We start from the raw sequence: 22,662 nt of genomic DNA on the forward strand, positions 1-22,662 counted from the left end.
CTGTCGATCAGCCGCGCAGGGGTGCGTCGGCGATGTCGATCTCTTCGCCGTACCAGTGCTCGATGAGCCGGCGGGCGATGGAGATCCGGCTCGAGATGCGCAACGACCCGTCGGCGAGCGCACGGGTGAACTCGTCGCGATCGAACCACTGCGCCGCCTCGATCTCGCTCTCCTGCAGCGTGAGGTCGGTCGTGACCGCACGCGCCGTGAACCCGATCATCAACGATGACGGGAACGGCCAAGGCTGGTCGCCGAGGTAGGTCACGTCGGTCACCGTGACGCCGGCCTCCTCGTGCACCTCACGCGCCACCGCACTCGCCAGGCTCTCGCCCGGTTCGACGAATCCGGCGAGCACCGACATCCCCGCCGAGGCGAATCCCACGCCCCGCGCGAGCAGCAGCCGGTCCCGGTCGTCGATGACCGACATGATCACCGCGGGGTCCGTGCGCGGATAGTGCTCGCTCTCGTCGTTCGGACACACCCTGATCCAGCCCGACTGCGCTGGTTCGGTGGGCGAACCGCAGCGCGGACAGAAGCCGTGTCGGTGGTGCCAGTTGGTCAGGCCCGTCGCCGTCGTGAGGACTCCGGCGTCGAGATCGCCCAGGCTCGCGCCCACCGCGCGCAGACCGCGCCGCTGCGGGTCGTCGGTCGTTGCCGCGGTCTCCGGCGCAACACTGACGAGGTATGCCGTGCCACCCGTTGGTGCGTCATGGCCCAAGTAGGCGACGAACCGGTCGCGGTCGGCCGGGTCCGGGGCGCGGTATCGCAGCGCCACCTGCCCGTCGATCCGCTCCTCGACCGGGGCTCGGCCGTCCACGAGTTCGAGCACTCGCGTCGCTGGATCGTCGAGGAGGACGTCGAGAAGTCCGGGCTCGTTCCGGAGTTCACTGTGGCGGTCGAGAGCACCACGGGAGAGTGGGAGGGAAGGAAGACTCGCTGCTGCACGCGTCACGTTCCCACCCTAGAGGGCCACACGGCATACGGTGAACGGGTGGAACTCACCCCGACCTTTCTAGCGGCCGTCGCGAGCGCCGGCGTGCCCGGGCTGGACCCGGTGAGCGTCGAGGCCCTGCCGAGCGTGCCGGACCAGGACTACGACGTCGCCTTCGTCCAGGACACCGAGCACCGCCGATGGGTCGTGCGGGCTCCGCGCAACGAACTGGCGGCGGCCCGGATGGACCTCACGGTCACCCTGCTGCAGCTGCTCGCGCGACGACTGCCCTTCACGGTTCCGGCACCGCGCGGCTTCGTCGAGCTCAAGACCGGCGGCCGCGCGATGATCTATGCCTACCTGCCGGGACACAACCTCTCGTTCGAGTCGCTCCCCGCAGGCGCCGGCCCGGCCGCCGAGCTGGGCCGAGCCATCGCCGCCCTGCACAACACCGACCCTCGCCTCTTCGACGAGGCCGGGATGCCGACCTACGACACCGACTCGTATCGCCGGCGCCGGCTGGCCGAGCTCGACCGCGCCGCCGAGTCGGGGCGCGTCCCCACGGCCCTGCTGGCGCGCTGGGAGCACGCCCTCGAGGACGTCGCACTGTGGCGTTTCGCCCCGACGGCCACCCACGGAGACCTCACCGGCGACCAGGTGCTCGCGGTCTTCGAGGACGACTCCGATGCCTCCTCCGGCCGCATCAGGGGCATCACCGGCTGGGAGGACGCCAAGGTCGCCGACCCGGCTGACGACTTCGCAGCCCTCGTCGATGAGACCGACCCGGCGACTCTCGAGACGGTTCTCGAGGCCTATGCGCACGCTCGCGTCGAACGCCCCGACCCCAACCTCCTGGTGCGGGCGCGTCTTGCCGCCGAGCTGACCGTGCTGCGCGAACTCATGCGGGCCGACTCGCGTGGCGATGCCGCGGCCATCGAGGGACTGTCCAGCCGTCTGCGCCGACTCGACGAGGACGTGCACACGGAGGACACCACCGACGACTACCGCCGCACCTCGCTCACCCCGGTCGCTCTGCGAGGCCGCGCCACTCCCCCACCAGCGGTCGCAGAAGAAGACGACGAGGAGGAGGAGGTCGAGTTCGAGCCGTCGGGCACTGATGGCGCCTCCACACCGGTGACCGAAGCAGTCGAGCTCGCCGAGACCATCGAGGACTCAGAGCCCACCGAGACCTCCGAGACCACGGAGGACTCAGAGACCACCGGTCCCACTCCTCCGGTCTCGACGTCCGGCCTCGGACTGGACCTCGACTACGACGAGGTCGAGGAGTCCGGTCCCGCCGACGAGGACGAGGACGACGAGGACGAGGACGACGAGGATGATGTCGACGACATTGACGATGCCGACCTGGAGTCGGTCATCGAGGACGCCTCCCACGACGACGAAGTGGCGTGGACGCCGCGAACCTTTGCTCCGTCCCCCGTTGCAGACGGAGGTCCCGATGACGAGGCCGCTGGTGAGCCCGACACCGAGCCCGCCCCCGCAGCTGACGACGAGGACGAGGTCGAGGACCTGACCATCACTCGACCCATCCCCGGGCTGGCGACGGGTCGAGCCGCCCAGCCCGAGGTCACGCCCGAGGAACTCCCCCGAGAAGGTCGCTGATCTCGGCCTCGTCCGCGAGGACCGGCCAGACCGTCTCACCCGTGCCTGCGTAGTAGAACCCTCCGCTGACCCGTTGCGGGTCGACTCCTCGCAGTCGCGCCCAGGCGATCCGGTATGCCGCGAGCTGCAGGGCGCGCATCCTCGCGACCTCTCCCGAGGGCTTGCGACCGGTCTTCCAGTCGACGATGACCCAGTCGGAGCCCTCGACGTCGGCAAAGACGGCGTCGATGCGCCCGCGGATGGCGACTCCGTCGACCACGGTCTCGAGCGCCGTCTCGATCTCGATCGGCTCTCGAGCGGCCCAGGGGCTCTCGAGGAAGCGCTCGCGCATGGCTGGCAGCTCTGCGTCGCCCATGGGGTCCTCGTCGGCACTGCCGGGGAGGTCGAAGAGGTCGACGATCGCGGCCCTTGCGTAGTGCTCCTCGATCCACGCATGGAAGGCCGTACCCCGGCGCGCCGCCTGGGCGGGAGCCGACGGCATGGGGCGACGGAGCTCGGCGGCAAAGCGTTCGGGGTCGGTGGCGAAGGCCACGAGTGACGACGTGGACAGGTGCGAAGGCAGCTCGACGATGTCGTCGTGCCGTGACGCTCGCCTCGCGCGCTCGGCGAGCAGCAGGTCCAGCTCGCGCGCCCACGGCCCGACCGTCGCCGACGTCGACTCGGGCCCTTCGGAGGCTTCCGTGACCGCCCGCGCCGCCGCGTCGGCTCGGACCCGACGGTGGCCGAGGTGGTCAACCGGCCAGACGAACTCGTGACCGTCCTCGGTGCCCGGCTTGACCAGTGGCGACCCGTCCTCGGGAGGCACGGGGAGGTCGACCCACTCGAGGATGCGGACCGGCGAGCCCTCCACGGAGGCAAGCTCCCTGACCTCGTCGAGGAAGCGTGAGGTCACTCGTGGGGTCTTCGGCCGGCTCCACACGCTCGCCGTGAGCAGCAGGGCATGACGGGCGCGGGTGGCCGCCACATAGGCGAGGCGACGCTCCTCGGCCACAGCGTGCTCTCCACCGGAGACGGCGAACTCCTCGAGCCGTGCCGCCAGCTCATCCCACCCGACGGCGCTGCGCCAGCCGAACTCGGGCAGACCGTCGCGGTCGCCACGCAACTCGTAGGGCAGTCCCCCGTCCTGCAGGCCGGCGAGCCAGCCCTTGTCCTTGGGCGCCGAGATGCGCCACTGCCCGTCCTTGAAGCTCGGCGAGTGGAGGTTGTGCGCCGGGAACGTGCTCTCGACGAGGGCGGGCACGGCGACGACGTCCCACTCGAGGCCCTTGGCCGCGTGGATCGTCATGACCTGCACCGCATCGGGCGTCGCGTCGGCGTAGCCGCGATCCAGCCCGCGCTCCTCGTCGATCGCGGCCTTGATCCAGTCGAGGAACCCACCGAGCGTGGCCCGGTCGGCGCTCTGCGAGAACTGCGCTGCCACGTCACCGAACGCGTCGAGGTGGGCCCGGGCTGCGGCCGGCGTGTACTCAGGTCGCGACAGGACCTCGATGTCGAGTCCGAGCGCCTTCTCTGCTTCGAGGACGAGGTCGGCGAGTGGGAGGAAGGTGAGCCCGCGCATGCGGCGGACGGTGGCCGCGAGGCCGGCCAGGCGGTCGCGGGCCACGTCCGAGAGTCGCTCGCCCTCGTCACCCACCCAGCCGCGCGGAGGCAGGGAGTCGAGGGCCTCGATGATGCTCGGCGCGTTAGCGGCATCCGGCGCAAGGTCCTTCTCGTGTCGTGCCACTGCCCCGCCGCGGAGCCGCTGTTGCACGCGGGACCACGCGGCGAGGGCGTCGAGGTCGGCGATCCCGAGCCGCATCATCGGGCCCGACAGGAGCCGGACCAGATGGTCGCCACGCGCCGGGTCCTGGACGACGTGAAGCAGGGCGACGACGTCCTCGACCTCCGGCGTGAGGAGGAGACCTCCGAGACCGACAACTTCGTGGGGTATGCCGTGTTCTTCCAATGCCGCTGTCACAGTGGCGAATTCGGCTCGCTTGCGACAGAGCACCGCGGCGCTGACGGCGCCTCGTGAACGGTGGGTCGCGAGCCAGCGCGCGATGTGGTCGGCCTCGTCTGCTGCGGTGGTCAGCCTCGCGACCTCGACGGCGCCGACTCCCGCACCGGGGCGTGAGGCCAAGGGCTCGACCTTCACCCGCGACGCGGCACGCAAGGGCTGTGCGAGGTGGTTGGCGACGGCGAGCACGGCGCTGTCGTTGCGCCAGCTCGTCGAGAGGTCGAGCTTCTGCGCCGGGTCCGGGTCACCGAACTCCACCGCGAAGCGGGTCAGGGTCGTCGCGCTCGCCCCCCGCCAGCCATAGATCGACTGGTGCGGGTCGCCGACGGCGGTGACTGCCGAGGTCTCACCGGGCGCGACGTAGAGCGCCTTGAGCAACGCCAGCTGCGCCTCGGACGTGTCCTGGAACTCGTCGAGCAGGACCACCCGGTGCCGCGCGCGCTCGATCGCACCGATGTCGTCGAAGGTCATCGCGAGCTGGGCGGCAAGTGCCATCTGGTCGGCGAAGTCCATCGCGTCCCGGCTGCGCTTGAGCTCGGCGTAACGGCCGACGATGGGCAGTACGGCTCGGCGCAACCGGAGGTTCGTGAGCTCACCGGCCACCGGGTTGACCCGCTTCTTCGTGTCGCCGCGCTCCAGTTGCTCGAGATGCTCGATGACCCGATCCAAGTGTGCCGCAACGCTTTCGGGCGTCTGCAGGTGCTCCGCCATCTCGCCTGCGAGGTCCACCACGGCCGCAGTCACGGTGGATTCGGCCTTGTCGACCTCGTCCATCGGGCCGTCGTAGCGCACCACGGCTTCGTGCGCCGTCTGCCAGGCGGCCGCCTCCGAGAGGAGTCGCGTGTCGGCCTCGTAGCCCAACCGCAGGCCGTGCTCGCGAACCAGCCGACCGGCATACGAGTGGTAGGTCGACACACTCACTGCCGCTCCGAGCGAGGGCGCACCGTCAACTTCCTGGGGCGTCCAGAGACCGACTCGACGCAGTTGCGCGAGACGGTTGCCGATGCGGTCGGAGAGCTCGGTCGCTGCCTTGCGCGTGAAGGTGAGTCCGAGGACGTCCTCCGGCTCGACGAAGCCGTTGGCGACGAGCCAGACGACTCGCGCAGCCATGGTCTCGGTCTTGCCCGACCCGGCCCCCGCGATGACCAGCAAGGGGCGAAGGGGCGCCTCGATGACGGCAGTCTGCTCAGGCGTGGGACGGTGTGGCAGCCCGATCGCCTCGGCGACGGCGGCAGCGGACCAGCGCACCTCCGTCGCGGCAGGTGCCGTCGCTGGGTTCACAGGGCCCTCCCCTCGGGCTGGGCCGGGCACGAACTGCGCACCGGACAGGTGCGGCAGAGGTCGTCGCTCGGCGTCGCCACGTACGTCGCCCCGCCCATGAGCTCACCGGTGTCGACGATGAGGCGCTCCGCCCAGCCGGGATCCTCGTCCTCCGCCAGGGGTGGCTGCACCTGCATGGTTGTCGCCTTGCCTGCGGCCTTGCCGACGTGGAGCAGCGCAGCACCCGATGAGGACTGCGGCACCTCGACGTCCTCGAACCCACCCTCGATGACGGCCAACTGGTAGGCGCCGAGCTGCCCGTGCCGTGGCACATCCGACGCCTTGGGCTTGCTCGACCCGGTCTTGTAGTCGATGACCCGGACCTCGCCCGAGGGGCTGACGTCGAGGCGGTCGACCGTGCCGCTCAGGACGATGCGCCCGAGCTCGACCTTCATCCGCGACTCGGCGGCGAGGCGCTGCCATCCCACAGCGGTGTTCTCGTCGAAGAAGCGCGCGAGCCGGTCGACCATGCCCTCGGCCTGGCGACGCTTGAGGTCGGTGGACCACCCTTGGGGCAGCCCGAGTCGGGGCCAACGCTCGTCCAGGGTTGCGCGCATGGTGGCAGCATCGGCGTCGCCCTCGGCGGCGATCTCGTGGATGAGCGTGCCGATGTCGCGCTGCCCGATCATCGGACCGTCGCCCCCGACCTTGGTCAGCGCCCACTTGAGCTGACAGGACGTGAAGCCGTCGATGGCCGACGGCCCGACCCGCACCGGGTCCGCAGGTCCACGACGAGGTCGCTCGTCGGACAGCCCGTGGAGCACCCACCACGAGGCAGGATCGGCGCCGGGGACCCCGGCACGGGCGAGACGGGCCAGACCCGTGATGGCACCTCCTCGACGGCGCATGTCGTCGGAGACAACATCACGACGCAAGGCACCGACGAGGGCCGGCAGAGTCACTGGGCGCGCCCAGTCACTGGCCTCACGGCGGTCCGCATCATCGGGCAGAGGATCGACGACATCGAGGTAGGGAGAGGGCTGTTCGTCCTCACTGCGCACCGCCGTGACGAGAAGTGATCGACTGGCACGGGAGACAGCCACGTGGAACAGGCGGGTCTCGTCGTGCCGCACGGCAGCGAGCGCGGCGCGGTGCCCACCCGCACGACCGCGCACCACGTCGACGAGGTCCTGGGACCCCAACAACGAGCCGCGCAGTCTGAGGTCGGGCCACGACCCCTCCTGGACCCCTGCCACGACAACGAGCGGCCACTGTCGCCCCGCCGCCGACTGGGGCGTGAGCAGCGAGACCGACTCGCCGGTCGGGGCCCGGGCAGCGAGGGTGTCGCCGGGCACGTCCTGCCCGAGCACGTGCTGGAGGAAGGCTTCGGGCGAGGAGCCCGGCAGACGTTCGCCATAGGTCGCGGCAGCGCGAAGCACAGCCAGGACGGCATCGAGATCACGATCAGTGCGGGCACCCGCGGCACCACCACCCAGGGCGGTTTCGCGCCACTGTCCCGCGAGCCGGGAGGCGTCCCACATGGCCCAGAGAATGCCTTCGGCACTGACACCGGGACCCCACTCACCCTCAACGGCACCGCAGGCCTCGACCCCGGCCCGGATCATCCGTCCGATGCGCTGCACGGACCGACCCTCGATCCCGAGGCGGTCATGGACGGCGGGGCGCAACAACACCTCGGCGATGAGCTCGTCGCTGGTGCGCGAGCCGCCGGCATCGAGCTCCTCTCGGCGGAGTGCTCGTCGCAGGCGTCGCAGCTCGACCGGGTCAGCGGCCCCCAGGGGCGAGACCAGCACGTCGAGAGCGACGTCCACGGGCACGTCCTCAGCGCGCCCCAGGGCGAGGTCGGCGACCACCTGGAGAAGCGTGAGCAGCGGTCTCACCGAGGGCTCGTCACGCACCGGGAGCTCCGCCTCGGCTGCGCTCACCGGCACTCCCGACGACTGCAGGGCCCGCCGCAACCCCGCGCTGCGGGACTGCCCACGCACGATGACGGCCATGTCGGACCACGGCACGTCGTCGAGCAGGTGGGCCGCCCGCAGTCGGGCAGCAATGAACCCCGCCTCCTGACTTGCCGACCGCAGCAGGTGCACCTCGGACGAGCCCCCCTCGACGCAGGCTTCAGCCCTGCGATGGGCCACGTCGCCGAGCACGCCGATGTGTCCTGCGACGGCGTTGGTCACGCTCAGCAACCCCTCAGGGAGGCGATGGCTGCGCGGGAGGACGACCGTCGGCCCGTCACCGAGGACGGCCCATTCGCGCGCCAGCAGGGTGGGGTCACCACCACGGAAGGTCTGGGTGGCGCTGTCGGGGTCGCCGATGAGGACGATGCCGGCGGCGGGGGCAACGTGTCTCAGCACCTCGAGCAGGCGCAGCGCCGCTGGCGTCATCTCCTGCGCGTCGTCGACGACGACGAGGCGCAGCCCTGCGGTGAGCGATCGCGCCAGGTCGTCGTCACCCGCAAGAGCACTGGCTGCCGCTCCGAGGATCCAGGCAGGGTCGAAGGCTCCGGGCGTCAGCAACGCCGTCACCTCGTCGTACTCACGCAGCAGCTCGGCCCCCGCCACCCACTCATCGCGCCCGTGCCGCACCCCCAGCTCCAGGAGATCGTCCGGGTCGAGACCCAGCTCGACGGCGCGCATCAGGAGGTCGCGCAGCTCCGCCCGGAAGGCTCTGGTCGGCAGCGCCAGCTTGACCCGCTCGGGCCAGCGGGGGCCGACGCTCTCACCCGAGGCGTGTCCGGCCAACAGCTCGCGCAGCACGACGTCCTGCTCGGGGCCACTGAGCAGTCGAGGCGGCGGGTCTCCGTCGAGTGCAGCCGCCGCTCGCAGGACTCCGAACCCGAAGGACGGGAAGGTACGCGCCAGCGGCTCGGTCGACGTGCCGCCCACGCGCGCCGTCACCTGGTCGCGCAGCCGGGCAGCATCGCGCCTGGATGAGGCGAGGAGCAGGCACTGGTCGGGGCGGACCCCGTCGGCCACGTGGGCTGCCACGAGCTCGACGGCGATCGTGGATTTGCCCGTGCCGGGCGCGCCGAGGACCCGCAGGACGCCGGTTCCGCGCCAGTCGACGACCGACTGCTGCACTGCGTCGAGGACCGGCACCACGGTCTCGGCGGTCACGGCACGTCGGAGGGTCAGCACGTCCCGATCCCATCACGCCGCACCGACATCAGCGCTCGGCCCTGCGCCGCGTCAATAGGTCGACAGGCTCGGGTCGACATCGCGCACCCAGGCCAGGACGCCGCCGGTGACGTCGATGGCGTCGACCCCCCGCTGCCGCAGCAGCCGAACGGCCTCCGCGGACCGGGCCCCGGACTTGCAATACACCAACGTGGGTATGCCGTCCGCGCCGTGCGCGAGTCCGTCACCTTCGCCGTGACGCACCTGCGCCAACGGCACCGCCACGGCACCCGGGATCGTCACCACCTCGCGCTCGCCGGGCTCACGGACATCGACGAGGACGAACGCATCAGCACCCGCGTCGCGGTCACGCAGCCGGAGGGCCAGGGCTGCGACGGAGATCGATGGAAGTGCGGGTTCGCCTGCGGCAGAAGCGGATTCGGACTCGAGTGCGACTTCCTCTTCGATGCCAAGAGGGCGCTGAGGGTCCGCTGCTGCGCCGCACACGACACAGTCGGGGTCGGCCGCGACCTTGAGCGTGCTCCATTCCTGACGCCACGCGTCGTGCAGCAGGAGTCGGCCCACGAGCGGCTCGCCGCCGCCCACGAGCAACTTGACGACCTCCTCCGCCATGACCGACCCGACGGCACCACACGACGCGCCGAGGACCCCACCCGTCGAGCACGACGGCACGGCTCCGGGCGGCGGAGGCGTCGGGAAGACACAGCGATAGCAAGGCCCCTCGCCGGCCCACCAGACGCTGGTCTGGGCGTCGTGCTGATAGACCGAACCCCACACGTGTGGCACGCCGAGTCGGGCGCACGCGTCACCGACGAGGTAGCGGGTCGGGAAGTTGTCGGCTCCGTCGACGACGACGTCGTGGTCGGCGACGAGGGCCAGGATGTTGTCGGCAGTGAGCCTCTGCCCCACCGGTGTCACGGCCACGTCCGGTGCCAGGGCCCGCAGAGCGGCAACGGCAGAGTCGACCTTGGGTCGACCCACGTCGGCGACACCGTGCACGACCTGGCGCTGGAGGTTGGTCGACTCGACGACGTCGTCGTCAACGACCGTCAACTGCCCCACCCCGGCAGCGGCGAGATACAGCAGGATCGGTGACCCCAGTCCCCCCGCACCGACGACGAGGACCCGGGCCGCTCGCAGGCGGCGCTGTCCCGTGTCACCGATCCCGGGAAGGATGACGTGGCGGGCAAAACGCGTCCGCTCGGGAGGCGAGAGCTCCTCGCCGACTGGTGCGAGCGGCATACGCCCGCTTGTCCTGCCCACGGCGTCCACCCGGCCACGATACGTCGGAGCGCACCCGCCCGACTCCGGCGTTCCGTACTATGACGCGCACCACACGAACGCGAAGCCCAGACAGGACTCCCATGGACACCAGCACTCACCGCGGACAGCGCATGCCCCGATCAGAGCGCCGGGCACAGCTCCTCGAGGCGGCGCAGGCAGTGTTCGTCGAGCGGGGCTACCACGCGGCCGCGATGGACGACATCGCCGAGCACGCAGGGGTCTCCAAGCCGGTTCTCTACCAGCACTTCCCGGGCAAGCTCGAGCTCTACCTTGCGCTCCTCGACGAGCACTGCGACACCCTTGAGCAGTTGGTTCGGGCGGCCATGCAGGAGCCCGCGGAGGACAACCTGGACCGTGTCCGCGCCACGATCAGCGCCTACTTCGACTTCGTCTCGCGCGAGGGCGCGGCCTTCCGGATGATCTTCGAGTCCGACCTCACCGGCGTCCCCCAGGTCCGTGCCCGCCTCGACAGCCTCGAGCTCGCCTGCGCCGAGGCCATTGCGGACGTCATCGCGCACGACTCCGGCATCCCCGACGAGCACGCCATGCTCCTGGCGACGGGCCTGTCCGGCATGTCCCAGATCACCGCACGGCACTGGTTGGCGGCCGAGTCCGACCTCGACCGTGACGAGGCCGCTGCCCTCGTCACGCAGCTCATGTGGCGCGGCATCGGCTACCTGCCCATGGTGGGCGGGGAACGATCTGAACCCGCTCAGGGTTAGCCTCTCGTGAAAGGTCGCTCGGCTCTTGCCGGGCGACCCCCACGAACGAAAGGTGACTGACCGTGGAGGTCAACATCGGCGTGCAGAACGTCGCACGCGAGATCGCAATCGAGACCGACGCCTCGCCCGCAGAGGTGTCCAAGGCCATCGCGGCTGCCCTCACCGACGGCGGCATCCTGCGCCTCACCGACACCAAGGGCCGCGAGCTCCTCGTGCCCGGACGCGCCCTCGGCTGGGTCATGGTCGGAGAGTCCGAGAAGAGCAAGGTCGGCTTCGGTCAGATCTGACGGCGCGACGGCCCCTACCATCGGCCGACGTGATCGCAAAATAGGGCCTGACCTGCCGCGATGACCAGCAGCGTCGTGGCGAAATGGGCCGCCCGCTGTGCATGCTCCACGCAAAATGTGGCATAGGGTCAATGCGTCAAGGTCACCAACAAGGTGACTTACCTCTCGCCCGTCAGGGCCAGAAAGGAGCGGTTCCCGTGATCGGAACCATTATCGGCGCCATCATTGTCGGTGCCATCATCGGAGCACTGGCTCGCCTTGTCCTCCCGGGCAAGCAGACCATCTCCGTCGTGGTGACCGTGATTCTCGGCATCCTCGGCTCCCTCATCGCCACCTGGCTCGTCTACCAGCTGGGCTACAGCAACGGCAACGGCGGATTCCAGTTCATCCCGTTCCTTGCCGGCATCGTCGTTGCCGCCCTCCTCATCGTGGGCTACGGCATGGCGACCAACAAGAAGCAGGTCTGACGCTTCAGCGCCTGACTCAGCATCACGGCCAAGGCCCCGATCCTCTGATGAGGATCGGGGCCTTCCCTGTTGCCCAGACGTCAGCGAGGTCCTGAGGTGGAGGAGGAGAGCTCACTACGTGCGATGTGCGCGTTTGCGAGGAACGAGCAACTGAGCGTGCGTCGCACGTAGTGAGCTCGCCTCGTCAGGCAGACAGGCCGAGCCGGGCCATGCGCTGGCTGTGGCGGTCGGTCAGTCGGGTGAACATCTGCCCGATGGCGGTGAGGTCCGCTCCCCCGCCGACGAGCAGGCCGGTGAGGGCGTCTCGCTCCACGGCGACGGACTGGCCCTGGCTGAGGGCCTCACCGAGCAAACGGCGACCCCACAGGCTGAGCTTCCCGCTGGCAGTGCGGTCGGTCTGGATGGCGTCACGGACCACAGAGACGATGAAGTCGCCAGCACCGGCGTCGTCGAGGGCGTGGTCCATGACCGCCCGCGTCTCGGCGTCGACGAAGTTGGCCATCTCGCGATAGAAGTCCTTGGCGATGCCGTCGCCGACGTAGGCCTTGATCAGCCCTTCGACCCAGCTCTTGGGCTTGGTGCGGTCGTGGAACGCCGAGAACGGCGTGACGAACGGCTGCATGGCGCTCTCGGCGTCCACGCCCATCGCGGTGAGGCGGTCCACGAGCAGTTCGTACTGCCGGTACTCCGTGGCCGCGAACCCGGCCATCTGGGCCTTGATCCGCAGCGAGGGCGCGAGGTCCGAGTCCGTCGCCATCCGAATGCAGGCCGTCAGCTCGCCATAGGCCAGGACTCCCAGCAGGTCGACAACTGCTGCCCTGTATGCCGGGTCGTCCAGTCCCGCTGTGCCCGTGGTCTCCATGGTGCGCAGCCTAGCGACCCGGGCGCGGCGGGCGGACGGCATCCAGCGCGGTAGGCTGAAGGGGTCCACGGTGCCCGGTCGGCACGACGAACACCTCTGTGAGGTTCTCATTCACGAGAGCCCACCCGAAGAACTCCGATCGGCCCGCCACAGCGGCGACGAGCCTCACCCGCGTGAAGCCGCCGATCAGAGAGTTCCCATGACAGACGCATCAACCCTCCCTGTCGACCCGACCGCCGAGGCGATCCCCGACGAGGCAGCCATCGAGGCGACCAAGCAGGCCACGGCCGAGGTCCAGTCCTTCTCGGACTTCGCCATCCACCCCGACATCGTCTCGGCGCTTGCCGCGCACGGGATCACGACGCCGTTCCCGATCCAGGCCATGACCCTCCCCGTCGCCCTCGGCGGCCACGACATCATCGGCCAGGCCAAGACGGGCACGGGCAAGACGCTCGGCTTCGGCATCCCGCTCCTCAACAAGGTCATCGCCCGCGGCGATGACAAGTGGGACGGCTTTGTCCACAAGGGCAAGCCGCAGGCGCTCGCCGTGGCGCCGACCCGCGAGCTCGCCGTCCAGGTGTCCGCCGACCTCGAGCGGGCCGGCAAGGCCCGCGGCATCCGCGTCCTCACCGTCTACGGTGGCCGCGCCTACGAGCCGCAGATCGACGCCCTGACCAAGGGTGTCGAGGTCGTCGTCGGCACCCCGGGCCGCCTCATCGACCTGGCCAAGCAGGGTCACCTCGACCTGTCGCACGCCAAGACCGTCGTGCTCGACGAGGCCGACGAGATGCTCGACCTGGGCTTCCTCCCCGACGTCGAGAAGCTCCTCGCCATGACGTCGCCGGGCCGCCAGACCATGCTCTTCTCGGCCACCATGCCGGGCGCCGTCGTCGCACTGGCCCGTCGCTACATGACGCAGCCGACGCACATCCGCGCGATGCAGGAGGGCGAGGGTGACACCTCGCAGACCGTCAAGGCCATCACCCAGCACGTCTACCGCGCACACGCGATGGACAAGGTCGAGATGCTCGCCCGCATGCTGCAGGCCAACGGTCGCGGCCTGACCATCGTCTTCAGCCGCACCAAGCGCACCGCCGCCAAGGTCGCCGACGACCTCGCCGAGCGCGGCTTCGCGGCCGCCGCCATCCACGGCGACCTCGGCCAGGGCGCCCGCGAACAGGCGCTGCGCGCCTTCCGCTCGGGCAAGGTCGACGTCCTCGTCGCCACCGATGTCGCCGCGCGTGGCATCGACGTCGAGAACGTCACCCACGTCATCAACTACCAGTGCCCCGAGGACGAGAAGACCTACGTCCACCGCATCGGTCGAACCGGCCGCGCCGGCCAGACCGGTATCGCCGTGACGTTCGTCGACTGGGACGACCTGCACCGGTGGACGATGATCAACAAGACCCTCGACCTGGGAATCCCGGACCCCGAGGAGACCTACTCCTCGTCCGCCCACTTCTACGAGCAGATGGACATCCCGGTCGGCTCCAAGGGCCGCCTCAAGAAGTCCGAGCAGACCCGCGCAGGCCTCGGTGCCGAGACGCTCGAGGACCTCGGCGAGACCGGCAAGTCCGGTGGGCGTCGACCGTCCGGCGGCTCGCGTGACGGCGGTCGCGGTGGACGTGACGGTGGTTCGCGTGATGGTGGACGCGGTTCGCGTGACGGCGGCCGTGGCGGACGCGATGGCGACCGTCCGCGCTCCGACGCTCCGCGCGCCGCGGCTGACGCCCTGGCCGCGGAGGGTGCGGCAGCACCGCGTCGCAACCGCAACCGTCGTCGCACCCAGGGCGGCAAGCCGGCCGCAGCGACCGACTGACCCAGCCACCCGGCATACGCAAAACGAAGGCCCTTCCCGCACCACGGGAAGGGCCTTCGTCTTGTGTCGCTGTCAGGCGGAGGGGCTGATCGTGCTCGTGTCGATGACGACGCGGTAGCGCACGTCGCCAGCAACTACGCGGTCGTATGCCGCGTCGACCGCCGTCGTGTCACTCGCGTCGATCGTCTCGATCGTCGCGCCGATGCCGTGCTCGGCACAGAAGTCGAGCATCTCCTGGGTCTCGGCGATGCCACCGATGTTGCTGCCGGTGAGCACCTTGTTGCCGCCGATGAGGTTGAACGGCTTGACCGAGAGGTCGCTCGGCGGAAGGCCGACGTTGACGAGCGCACCGTTGGGCTTGAGCAGGCGCAGGTAGACGTTCATGTCGAGGTCGGCGCTCACCGTGTTGAGGATGAGGTCGAAGCTGCCGCGTGCCGCCTTCATGGCGTCGTCGTCGCTCGTCGCGATGTGGTTGCTCGAGCCGAGCACCTTGGCGTCGTCGGCCTTGGCGGAGGAGCGCGACAGGGTCGAGACCTCGGCGCCCATGGCCTTGGCGATCTTGACGCCCATGTGGCCGAGGCCACCGACGCCGACGACCGCGACCTTGCGGCCGGTGCCAGCGCCCCACCGCTTCAGCGGGGAGTACGTGGTGATGCCGGCGCACAGCAAGGGCGCAGCCTCGTCGAGCTCGATGCCTTCGGGGATGCGGACGACCATGCGCTCGGTGACGACGATCTGCTGGCTGTAGCCGCCAGCGGCCCACTCGCCGTCGTAGTTCTGAGCGTTGTAGGTGCCGACGGAACCCTTGGAGCAGAACTGCTCCTGACCGTTCTTGCAGTTCTCGCACTCGGCGCACGAGTCGACGAGACAGCCGACGCCGACGCGGTCGCCGACCTTGTGCTTGGTCACGGCGCTGCCGACGGCGCTGACGGTGCCGGCGACCTCGTGGCCGGTGACGATCGGGTAGTGGGCCGGACCCCATTCGTCACGGACGGTGTGGATGTCGCTGTGGCAGATGCCGGCGAAGGCGACGTCGATGCGGACGTCGTCGTCGCGCAGGTCACGGCGCTCGATCTCGACGGCCTGGAAGGGTGCCCCGGCGGACGGGACGGACAGTGCGGATGTCGTGGTGGGCATGAATCCACCGTAACCCCGTAGAGGCCCTGTCAAAAACCCGTCCCGACCGCTCACCCGGCCCGGGCGACCGCTCGCCCTACAGCGTCGGGACCAGCGACTTCGCGACCTCGCGGTAGGCCCGGGCGCCCTTGGACGAGCGTGACGTCGCGAGGATCGAGCGACCGACGGCCGGGGCCTCGGCGAACCGGACCGTCCGCGGGATCGGCGGCGACAGGACGGGCAGGCCGTAGCGCTCACCGACGTCGGAGAGGACCTCCTGCGCGTGGTTGCTGCGCCCGTCGAACAGGGTCGGCAGGATGCCGATGACCTTGAGCTTCTTGTTGAGGAACTTCTTGACGTCGGCGACGGTGTCGAGCAGCTGGCCGACGCCTCGGTGGCTGAGCATCTCGCACGGCATCGGGATGATGAGTCCCTGCGCGGCGGTGAGCGCGTTGAGGGTGAGGACACCCAGACTCGGTGAACAGTCGAGCAGGATGACGTCGTAGTCCTTGCGAACGTCCGCGAGCGCACTCTGCAGGACGTATTCGCGGGCCGGGCGACCGAGCAGCACGGCCTCGGTACCGGCGAGGTCGATCGAGCTGGGGACGAGGTCGACGCCGTCCTCACAGGTGACGATGACGTCGCTGAGCTCGGCCTGGCCGAGGAGCACGTGGTGGACGGACTCCTCCACGGCGTCGGGGTCGACACCGAGGCTGAACGTCAGGCAGGCCTGAGCGTCGAGGTCAACCAGGAGCACGCGCTTGCCGAGCTCGGCAAAGGCAGCACCGAGCGAGGCAACCGAGGTGGTCTTGGCGACGCCACCCTTCTGGTTGGCGACGGCGATGATCGTGGCACCGGTGGAACGCTGGCGTGGGGGCACGAGGAATCCTTGCAACAAGAGGGAGTATGCCGGCCCACGCAGAGCGTGGGACCCGGGCCCCAGTCTCGCAGGCCCGGGCGGCTTCTCGTGCGCTCGCTCAGGTGGTGTTGCCCACTGGTGGGAGGACGAGCTGGCCGACGGGTCCGGGGTTCCAGGCGATCTCCCACCGGAATCCGTCCGGGTCGGCGAAGTAGCCGGTGTAGCCGCCCCACTCGCGCTCCTCACCATCCGAGACCACCGGTGACCCCGCAGCGCGCGCGTCGGCGAGGACGCCGTCGACCTGCTCACGCTCGTGGACGTTGTGGCTCAACGTGATCGGGACGACACCGGGGCCCGCTTGGGCGGGCGCACCCACCTCGGCCTCGAAGTGGGCGCGGTCCCAGAGCGAGAGGACGGTCAGGGGTCCGGCCCGGAACATGAGCACCTCCTCGGGGTCCTCGAACTCCGGCTCCCAGCCGAGACCATCGACGTAGAAGCGGCGGGACGCACCGAGGTCCGTCACGGCCAGGGTGATGAAGGAAACACGCTGCTCCACGGGCTCTCACTCCCCCGCTGGTGCGGCCGTGTGGCAGACGGCCTCGACGTTGTTGCCGTCGGGGTCGCGGACGAAGACGGCGTAGTAGCCGGGGTGGTACTCGGGCCAGTGGCGTGGCTCGTGCAGCGTCTCGGCGCCGAGCTCCTTGGCCGCCGCATGGAAGGCGTGCACCGTCTCGACGTCGGGAGCGGTGAAGGCGAGGTGGGACTCACGGTTGGGACCCTCGACCTCGGGCTTGGCCAGCCAGAAGTCGGGCCCCTCGCTGCCGTAGCCCACGGCAACGTCGAAGTCCATGACGCGACGGTGTCCCAACGTGCCGAGCACAGCGTCGTAGAAGCGCTTCGCGGCATCGAGGTCCGCGCAGGTGATTCCGATGTGGTCGATCATGACGACACCCTCGCACTGTGGACCGACAACCGCACTCGATCACGGAACCGATGAGCCGGTTGCCCCGTCTGAGGCTCATGACGTCGTTCACGAGACTGGCCGCCACCGTGAGCGCTGGCGTCCTGGCGCTGGCGGGCTTGACTGCCTGCGATGACGCAAGCAACGGCGCCGGCGGGACCCCCGGGACCCCCGGGACCCTCGGCAGCTCCGCTGCTCCCACCCTTGCCGGCGCCAAGAGTGCCGCTCTCGATGCTCCGGACACCAGCCAGCTCTGGACGTCAGCGATGGTCATCCAGACCTCCCCCACTACTGCACCGGTGCTGTGCATCGGCGCTGTTCTCGAGTCCTACCCGCCGCAGTGCGCCGGCGGAGTGGGCCTGGTCGGTTGGGACTGGGCCGACATCACGGGTGAGACGGTCCACGGGCCCATCACGTGGATCGACACGGTCTACGTCACCGGGACCTACGCCGACGGGACCTTCACCCTGAAACGACCGCCCAGTGACTTCCCACCGGCCGGAGCGGTGGTGGAGGCACCGACCGCTCGTACCCCCTACCCGCAGCTGTGCGACGACCCTCTGCGCGGTGCTGCCGACAGCAGCGCGTCGGGGGTGCGGGCCGACAACAGGGCGAAGGATGCCCTGAGCAAACATCTCGAGACCATGGACGGCTATGTGGGCTCCTGGGTGTCAGGCCGTCGAGGAGCCTCCATGAATGTCCTCGTCACCGGTGACGCCGAGCGAGCCCACGCCGAGGCGCGCACGCTGTGGGCCGGGAACCTGTGCGTGGCGCAGCGAGACGTGGCGACCCACGCCAACATGCTGGCCGCCCAGAAGGCACTGATGTCGGCCACCGTGCCCGCTCACCAGTGCCTGAGCAGCGGACTCGGCCCGGACGGGCAGCTCGGCGTCGGCGTCACCCTGGCCGACCCCGCCACCGTGGCCGAGATCCACCGGGTCGTGGCGCCCTGGCTGTCACCGGACGACGTCAAGATCTGGGCGCGACTCCGTCCACTGTCGGGCTGAGTCGGTCAGTCGACCTCGACCACACGCGGCACCTGAGCCGCCTCGGCCGCCTCGAGCGCTGCCCACCCCGACTTCTCCGGCCCAGCGGCCTGACCTTCGGGGCAGTGCGCGCGGTAGTCGCACCACGTGCAGATCGGCCCGACCACCGGAGGGAAGAGCGTCGACTCGATCCCGCGTTCTGCGAAGTCGGCATCCGCCCGCTGGGCATCGCGAGCGATGGACTTCGCCTCGTCCACCTTGCGGGTCAGGGACTCCGGCGTGTGGGTGTGCGAGATGACCTCCCCGGACGGGACATGATGCAGCTCGACCCGAAGACAGGGACGACGGAACATCTTCCACACGGCCGCGGCATACAGGGCCATCGGAAGCGACGTGCGCGCGTCATCGTCGCTGAGCGGCTTCTGGCTCGTCTTGTAGTCCACGACGACGAGCTCGCCGTCACGGTCGTCGAGGCGGTCGATGCGTCCGGTGACCCGCAGGGCACCACTGATGAACGAGACCGTGCGCTCGATCCCGCGCGGCGGGTCATCGGGATCAACTCCACCGAGATAGGCGACGACGTGCTCCTGCGCGCGTTTGCGCCAGACCATCGACTGCTCCGGATCGCGGAACCCCACGTCGATCCACGAGGTGCGCACGAGTTCACGCCCGGCGGACGCGGTGCGTCGATCGCGCGGGAGATCCCACCAGTCGCGCAAGGCGTTGTGAACCGCGAGGCCAAAGGACGTGTGCGCCCGCTGCGGTCGCTGCTCGGGCCGCGGCTTGTCGAGGTACTGCATGCGATAACGCCGGGGGCAGTCGACGTGAGCGAGCAAGCGGGAGGGGCTCGCGGCATACAGCTTGGGTGGCATGCCCGCGAACTCGCTCTGGACCGGTCGCCCGGCAGTCACCTCGGTCACCGTGCCAACCTAGCCACCCGCGCCGACAGCGCCGGGACGTCATCCACAGGCGCGCCAGACAGGGGCGCGCCCGACTCAGCTGAAGACGACAGTGCGGTCCTCGTTGAGGATGACACGACTCTCGCAGTGCCACTTCACGGCGCGAGCAAAGACGCGTGACTCAACCTCTTCACCGGCGGAGACGAGGTCCTCGGCGTCCATGCGGTGGTCGACGCGGTGGATGTCCTGCTCGATGATTGGACCCTCGTCGAGGTCTGCCGTGACGTAGTGCGCCGTCGCCCCGATGACCTTGACGCCACGCGCGTAGGCCTGGTGATAGGGCTTCGCGCCCTTGAAGCTCGGGAGGAACGAGTGGTGGATGTTGATGACGCGCCCACCGAGCTGGCGGCAGAGGTCGTCGCTGAGCACCTGCATGTAGCGGGCCAGCGTGATGAGCTCGACGTCGTGCTCCGCGACGAGCTCGAGCAGCTTCGCCTCTGCCTCGGCCTTGGTGTCACGGGTGACCGGGATGTGGTGGAACGGGATGCCGTAGGAGCGGGCCATCGGCTCGAGGTCGGGGTGGTTGCTGACGATGCCGACGATGTCGGCGTTGACCTGTCCCGACTTCCAGCGGAAGAGGAGGTCGTTCAGGACGTGTCCGAATTTGCTCACCATCAACAGCGTCCGGTATGCCGTGACCGCCCTGCGCAGTTCCCACACCATCTCGAACTCGATTGCCACAGAAGCGAATTCACTCCTCCAGCGCTCGACGTCAACGTTGGCGTCACCGGTGTCGAAACGCACGCGCATGAAGTAGCGCCCGGTGCGGTGGTCGCTGAACTGCTGGCTCTCCTCGATGTTTGCCTGCCGCTCGAAGAGGTGCTGGGTCACCCTGGCGACGATGCCCGGACGGTCGGGGCACGACAGAGTGAGGACGAGGTCTCCCTCGTCCCCTGGGTTGATGCGTCGGGAGACGCTTTCAGTCATGGCTGGACCACCTTCACGCCGTGAGACTGCTCGACGATACGGGACCACTGACGCGGCTCCGTCGTGAACTCACCGAGTCGGTTGAGCTTGCCGGTGCCGTGGTAGTCGCTGCTGCCCGTGATGACGAGGTGGTGGCGCTCGGCGAGGCGGATGGCGCGCTCGACGTCTGCAGGCTCGTGGTCACGGTGATGGGCCTCGAGACCGCCCAGCCCGGCGGCGGCCCACTCCTGGACCATCTCGTCGCTGATCGTGGCGGTGCGCATCGCGAACGGGTGGGCCAGCACGGGCACTCCCCCCGCTCCTCGCACCAGCTTGATCGCAGCGACAGGGTCGGGGGCGTAGTGGCCGACGTAGTACTTGCTGCCGTCGTGGAGCAGGTCGCGGAACGCCTCGTCCCTGTCGGGGACGACGCCGCTGACGACCAACGCGTCCGCCAAGTGGGGGCGACCGAGGGTCGCACCGGGAGCCACCTGCGCGCGCACCTCCTCGATGGTGATGGGTATGCCGTCATCGGCCATGCGTTGGACCATCCGGTCCATGCGGCTCACCCGGCTGTCGCGAGCGCGCGCCAGCTCGATGGCGAGGCGCGGATCGTCGGGGTCGGGCAGGTAGCCGAGCAGATGGATGCTGCGGTAGTCGCGGCTGCACGAGATCTCGATGCCTCGGACCAGACCGATGCCTTCGTGGATGGCCGCCTCGACGGCTTCATCCCAACCAGCCGTCGTGTCGTGGTCGGTGATCGCGATGGTGGTCAGACCGGCCGCCTTGGCTGCGGCCACGAGCTCAGCAGGACTCTCGGTCCCGTCGCTCGCGGTCGAGTGCGCGTGGAGGTCGATCTTCACGCTGCGTAGCCTATGCGGCACCTGCGGGACGGGAGGTGTGCGACACCGAAGGTGACGAACGCTGCGCGAGGCAACCTTTTGCGGCATACCCCCGTAGTGCTGGGTGAGACCACGAAGGGGGAACCAGATGCAGGGGGGACGAACCATGGGGCGGGAGTCCAAGGCAGAGCGCGACGCCGCGTTCACCGCGTTCATGACGGACGCGACACCGTCGCTGCTGCGCACCGCGTGGCTGCTCACGGGGTCGACCGATCGGTCGCAGGAACTCGTGCAGGCGGCCTTCGTCAAGACGTATGCCGCGTGGCCCAAGGTGCGACGTGAGTCCGCCCTGGCCTACGCGCGCCGGGTGCTCGTGAACCAGAAGACCGACACATGGCGCAAGACGTCACGTGAGGTCATCGTCGGTGAGGTCCCCGAACAGGAGATCCGCCCCGACAACAAGGTCGAACACCGCGACCAGATCCTGCGGATGCTCGACCTGCTTCCCCGGGCTCAGCGCACGATCGTCGTCCTTCGGTACTACCAGGACCTCTCCGAGCAGCAGGTCGCTGACGTGCTCGGCATCTCCGTGGGATCCGTGAAGTCCGCAGGCTCTCGTGGCCTCGCCACCCTCCGAACAGCCCACCTCTCCACCGAAGGGAGCCAGCGATGAGCCCCGACATCGAACACCTGCTCCGCGACCAGCTCCGAGGCGCCGCCATCGGCGCGCCCCAGCACCTCGGCGTCGATGACCAGGACGTCCTCACCCGCGGCCGCCGCGTCGTCATCCGCCGTCGAGTCCTCACCGTCGCCGGAGTCGCCTCTTTCACCCTCGTGATCGCCGGGACCATTGGCGTGCTCGGGCCGCGAGTCAACAACGACGCACTGCCCGCGATCCCGACACCGACGGTCACCCCGACCCCGGAGGCGACTCCCACGACCACCTCCTCGGCGTCGCCGTCCACCACAGTGACTGCGACCCCGACGGCCACACCGTCCTCGACGCCCTCAGCCACGGCGACCTCGACCGCCAAGCCGACCCGGACCACCTCCCCCTCCTCGACCCCGTCCAGGACCAAGACACCCACCCCCGGCTCAACTCTCTCAGCTACTCCGGGATGGTCCGATCGGGTGACGGTCGCAGGCCGGGCCTATCGCGCCCGATATGTGCCGATCGTTGGTCAACACAACTACAACCTCGAGCTCGAGAGTGGCGGTGCCAATGTCTTTTCGCCTCAGAACGTCTTCAACTCCGAGAATCGCTTCGGTGCAGATTCTGGCGACTCCCGTATCACGTACTACCTCGGCCGTTACAGGATCACCGATCTGATCTCCATCAAGGGACAGCCGGTTACGGACGAAGTGATTGGGCACATCGCCGTTCCCACGCCCGATGGAGACGACGCGACCGGCGAGCCATACATGGACCTCCACGTGACAATCGTTCGCACGTCGGCGAGCGCAGGCGATGTCAATGACTGGGTAGTGAGACTGTCCAACGGCAGCGTCTGGGACTTGTCCAAGGAATGACGCCCTTCGTGACAACCACTCGAACCGGGCGCCCGGGCAACCTTCAACAACTCATTCCAGCTGTGCAAAGTGATACGACGAATTCAGG

The 22,662-nt window shown here is 69.3% G+C and carries 20 protein-coding genes; 8 read left to right on the forward strand and 12 right to left on the reverse strand.

Going from position 1 to position 22,662, the window contains the following annotated elements; all coding sequences use genetic code 11:
• Window positions 1-7: 7 nt before the first annotated feature.
• The gene (nudC, locus tag JNB_RS07260; RefSeq protein WP_009775786.1) at window positions 8-952 is read right to left on the reverse strand and encodes an NAD(+) diphosphatase; all 945 of its coding nucleotides are present in this window, start codon (window positions 950-952) and stop codon (window positions 8-10) included.
• Between the two features lie 39 nt (window positions 953-991).
• On the opposite strand from nudC, the gene JNB_RS07265 reads away from it, so the two are divergent.
• Window positions 992-2,554: a macrolide 2'-phosphotransferase gene (locus tag JNB_RS07265; protein WP_009775787.1), complete on the forward strand. Its 1,563-nt coding sequence runs from the start codon at window positions 992-994 to the stop codon at window positions 2,552-2,554.
• Here JNB_RS07265 and JNB_RS07270 read toward each other — a convergent pair.
• Genes JNB_RS07270 through JNB_RS07280 form a run of 3 tightly spaced genes read right to left on the reverse strand, consistent with a single transcriptional unit; the run spans window position 2,520 to window position 10,213 of the window.
• Complete coding sequence (locus JNB_RS07270; protein ID WP_009775788.1) at window positions 2,520-5,831, reverse strand: ATP-dependent DNA helicase; 3,312 nt, start codon at window positions 5,829-5,831, stop codon at window positions 2,520-2,522. The two genes, JNB_RS07265 and JNB_RS07270, sit on opposite strands and share 35 nt — an antisense overlap.
• Window positions 5,828-8,971 (reverse strand): ATP-dependent DNA helicase, encoded by a 3,144-nt coding sequence (locus JNB_RS07275; RefSeq protein WP_009775789.1) that lies wholly within the window; start codon window positions 8,969-8,971, stop codon window positions 5,828-5,830. Before JNB_RS07275 ends, JNB_RS07270 begins: the two co-directional genes overlap by 4 nt.
• Before the next feature lie 51 nt (window positions 8,972-9,022).
• Window positions 9,023-10,213: a ThiF family adenylyltransferase gene (locus tag JNB_RS07280; protein ID WP_009775790.1), complete on the reverse strand. Its 1,191-nt coding sequence runs from the start codon at window positions 10,211-10,213 to the stop codon at window positions 9,023-9,025.
• Window positions 10,214-10,335: 122 nt separating this feature from the next.
• Here JNB_RS07280 and JNB_RS07285 point away from each other — a divergent pair, with 122 nt between their 5' ends.
• From JNB_RS07285 to JNB_RS07295, 3 genes are all read left to right on the forward strand, one after another.
• On the forward strand, window positions 10,336-10,977 hold the full coding sequence (locus tag JNB_RS07285; protein ID WP_009775791.1) for a TetR/AcrR family transcriptional regulator: 642 nt from the start codon (window positions 10,336-10,338) through the stop codon (window positions 10,975-10,977).
• Between the two features lie 62 nt (window positions 10,978-11,039).
• Window positions 11,040-11,264 (forward strand): DUF3107 domain-containing protein, encoded by a 225-nt coding sequence (locus tag JNB_RS07290; protein ID WP_009775792.1) that lies wholly within the window; start codon window positions 11,040-11,042, stop codon window positions 11,262-11,264.
• Window positions 11,265-11,461: 197 nt separating this feature from the next.
• Complete coding sequence (locus tag JNB_RS07295) at window positions 11,462-11,731, forward strand: GlsB/YeaQ/YmgE family stress response membrane protein (RefSeq protein WP_009775793.1); 270 nt, start codon at window positions 11,462-11,464, stop codon at window positions 11,729-11,731.
• A 184-nt stretch (window positions 11,732-11,915) separates the two neighbouring features.
• Here the strand turns inward: JNB_RS07295 and JNB_RS07300 are convergent, their stop codons facing one another.
• Window positions 11,916-12,593 (reverse strand): ferritin-like fold-containing protein, encoded by a 678-nt coding sequence (locus tag JNB_RS07300; RefSeq protein WP_009775794.1) that lies wholly within the window; start codon window positions 12,591-12,593, stop codon window positions 11,916-11,918.
• A 199-nt stretch (window positions 12,594-12,792) separates the two neighbouring features.
• Here JNB_RS07300 and JNB_RS07305 point away from each other — a divergent pair, with 199 nt between their 5' ends.
• Window positions 12,793-14,415: a DEAD/DEAH box helicase gene (locus tag JNB_RS07305; RefSeq protein WP_009775795.1), complete on the forward strand. Its 1,623-nt coding sequence runs from the start codon at window positions 12,793-12,795 to the stop codon at window positions 14,413-14,415.
• A gap of 72 nt (window positions 14,416-14,487) precedes the next feature.
• On the opposite strand, the gene JNB_RS07310 is transcribed toward JNB_RS07305, so the two are convergent.
• The 4 genes from JNB_RS07310 to JNB_RS07325 form a co-directional block, all read right to left on the reverse strand.
• Window positions 14,488-15,552: an NAD(P)-dependent alcohol dehydrogenase gene (locus JNB_RS07310; RefSeq protein ID WP_009775796.1), complete on the reverse strand. Its 1,065-nt coding sequence runs from the start codon at window positions 15,550-15,552 to the stop codon at window positions 14,488-14,490.
• Between the two features lie 76 nt (window positions 15,553-15,628).
• Window positions 15,629-16,411, reverse strand: a complete 783-nt coding sequence (locus tag JNB_RS07315) for a ParA family protein (RefSeq protein ID WP_009775797.1) — start codon at window positions 16,409-16,411, stop codon at window positions 15,629-15,631.
• A gap of 97 nt (window positions 16,412-16,508) precedes the next feature.
• Entirely contained in the window at window positions 16,509-16,946 is a 438-nt protein-coding gene (locus JNB_RS07320) for a VOC family protein (protein WP_009775798.1), read from the reverse strand.
• Between the two features lie 6 nt (window positions 16,947-16,952).
• The gene (locus tag JNB_RS07325; RefSeq protein ID WP_009775799.1) at window positions 16,953-17,333 is read right to left on the reverse strand and encodes a VOC family protein; all 381 of its coding nucleotides are present in this window, start codon (window positions 17,331-17,333) and stop codon (window positions 16,953-16,955) included.
• A gap of 77 nt (window positions 17,334-17,410) precedes the next feature.
• Here JNB_RS07325 and JNB_RS07330 point away from each other — a divergent pair, with 77 nt between their 5' ends.
• The gene (locus JNB_RS07330; protein ID WP_009775800.1) at window positions 17,411-18,358 is read left to right on the forward strand and encodes a hypothetical protein; all 948 of its coding nucleotides are present in this window, start codon (window positions 17,411-17,413) and stop codon (window positions 18,356-18,358) included.
• Between the two features lie 5 nt (window positions 18,359-18,363).
• Here the strand turns inward: JNB_RS07330 and JNB_RS07335 are convergent, their stop codons facing one another.
• From JNB_RS07335 to JNB_RS07345, 3 genes are all read right to left on the reverse strand, one after another.
• Window positions 18,364-19,257, reverse strand: coding sequence for a PD-(D/E)XK nuclease family protein (locus JNB_RS07335; protein ID WP_009775801.1), 894 nt, complete (start codon window positions 19,255-19,257; stop codon window positions 18,364-18,366).
• A gap of 75 nt (window positions 19,258-19,332) precedes the next feature.
• On the reverse strand, window positions 19,333-20,223 hold the full coding sequence (gene purU / locus JNB_RS07340) for a formyltetrahydrofolate deformylase (RefSeq protein ID WP_009775802.1): 891 nt from the start codon (window positions 20,221-20,223) through the stop codon (window positions 19,333-19,335).
• Window positions 20,220-21,065, reverse strand: a complete 846-nt coding sequence (locus JNB_RS07345) for a PHP domain-containing protein (protein ID WP_009775803.1) — start codon at window positions 21,063-21,065, stop codon at window positions 20,220-20,222. The genes purU and JNB_RS07345 overlap by 4 nt, the downstream gene beginning before the upstream one ends.
• A 145-nt stretch (window positions 21,066-21,210) precedes the next feature.
• On the opposite strand from JNB_RS07345, the gene JNB_RS07350 reads away from it, so the two are divergent.
• The gene (locus JNB_RS07350; RefSeq protein ID WP_009775804.1) at window positions 21,211-21,717 is read left to right on the forward strand and encodes a SigE family RNA polymerase sigma factor; all 507 of its coding nucleotides are present in this window, start codon (window positions 21,211-21,213) and stop codon (window positions 21,715-21,717) included.
• A complete protein-coding gene (locus tag JNB_RS21480) occupies window positions 21,714-22,574 on the forward strand; it encodes a hypothetical protein (RefSeq protein ID WP_009775805.1) in 861 nt (286 codons plus the stop codon). The genes JNB_RS07350 and JNB_RS21480 overlap by 4 nt, the downstream gene beginning before the upstream one ends.
• Window positions 22,575-22,662: the final 88 nt, after the last annotated feature.

The sequence above is a fragment of the Janibacter sp. HTCC2649 genome, assembly GCF_000152705.1.
Classification (GTDB): domain Bacteria; phylum Actinomycetota; class Actinomycetes; order Actinomycetales; family Dermatophilaceae; genus Knoellia.

Bases quoted from the DNA above. Each gene is read 5' to 3' on its own strand.
- JNB_RS07305 (WP_009775795.1), top strand. From the start codon at position 12,793: ATGACAGACGCATCAACCCTCCCTGTCGACCCGACCGCCGAGGCGATC.
- JNB_RS07285 (WP_009775791.1), top strand. From the start codon at position 10,336: ATGGACACCAGCACTCACCGCGGACAGCGCATGCCCCGATCAGAGCGC.
- JNB_RS07280 (WP_009775790.1), bottom strand. From the start codon at position 10,213: ATGCCGCTCGCACCAGTCGGCGAGGAGCTCTCGCCTCCCGAGCGGACG.
- purU (WP_009775802.1), bottom strand. From the start codon at position 20,223: ATGACTGAAAGCGTCTCCCGACGCATCAACCCAGGGGACGAGGGAGAC.
- JNB_RS07350 (WP_009775804.1), top strand. From the start codon at position 21,211: ATGGGGCGGGAGTCCAAGGCAGAGCGCGACGCCGCGTTCACCGCGTTC.
- JNB_RS07325 (WP_009775799.1), bottom strand. From the start codon at position 17,333: ATGATCGACCACATCGGAATCACCTGCGCGGACCTCGATGCCGCGAAG.
- JNB_RS07310 (WP_009775796.1), bottom strand. From the start codon at position 15,552: ATGCCCACCACGACATCCGCACTGTCCGTCCCGTCCGCCGGGGCACCC.
- JNB_RS21480 (WP_009775805.1), top strand. From the start codon at position 21,714: ATGAGCCCCGACATCGAACACCTGCTCCGCGACCAGCTCCGAGGCGCC.
- JNB_RS07330 (WP_009775800.1), top strand. From the start codon at position 17,411: ATGACGTCGTTCACGAGACTGGCCGCCACCGTGAGCGCTGGCGTCCTG.
- JNB_RS07300 (WP_009775794.1), bottom strand. From the start codon at position 12,593: ATGGAGACCACGGGCACAGCGGGACTGGACGACCCGGCATACAGGGCA.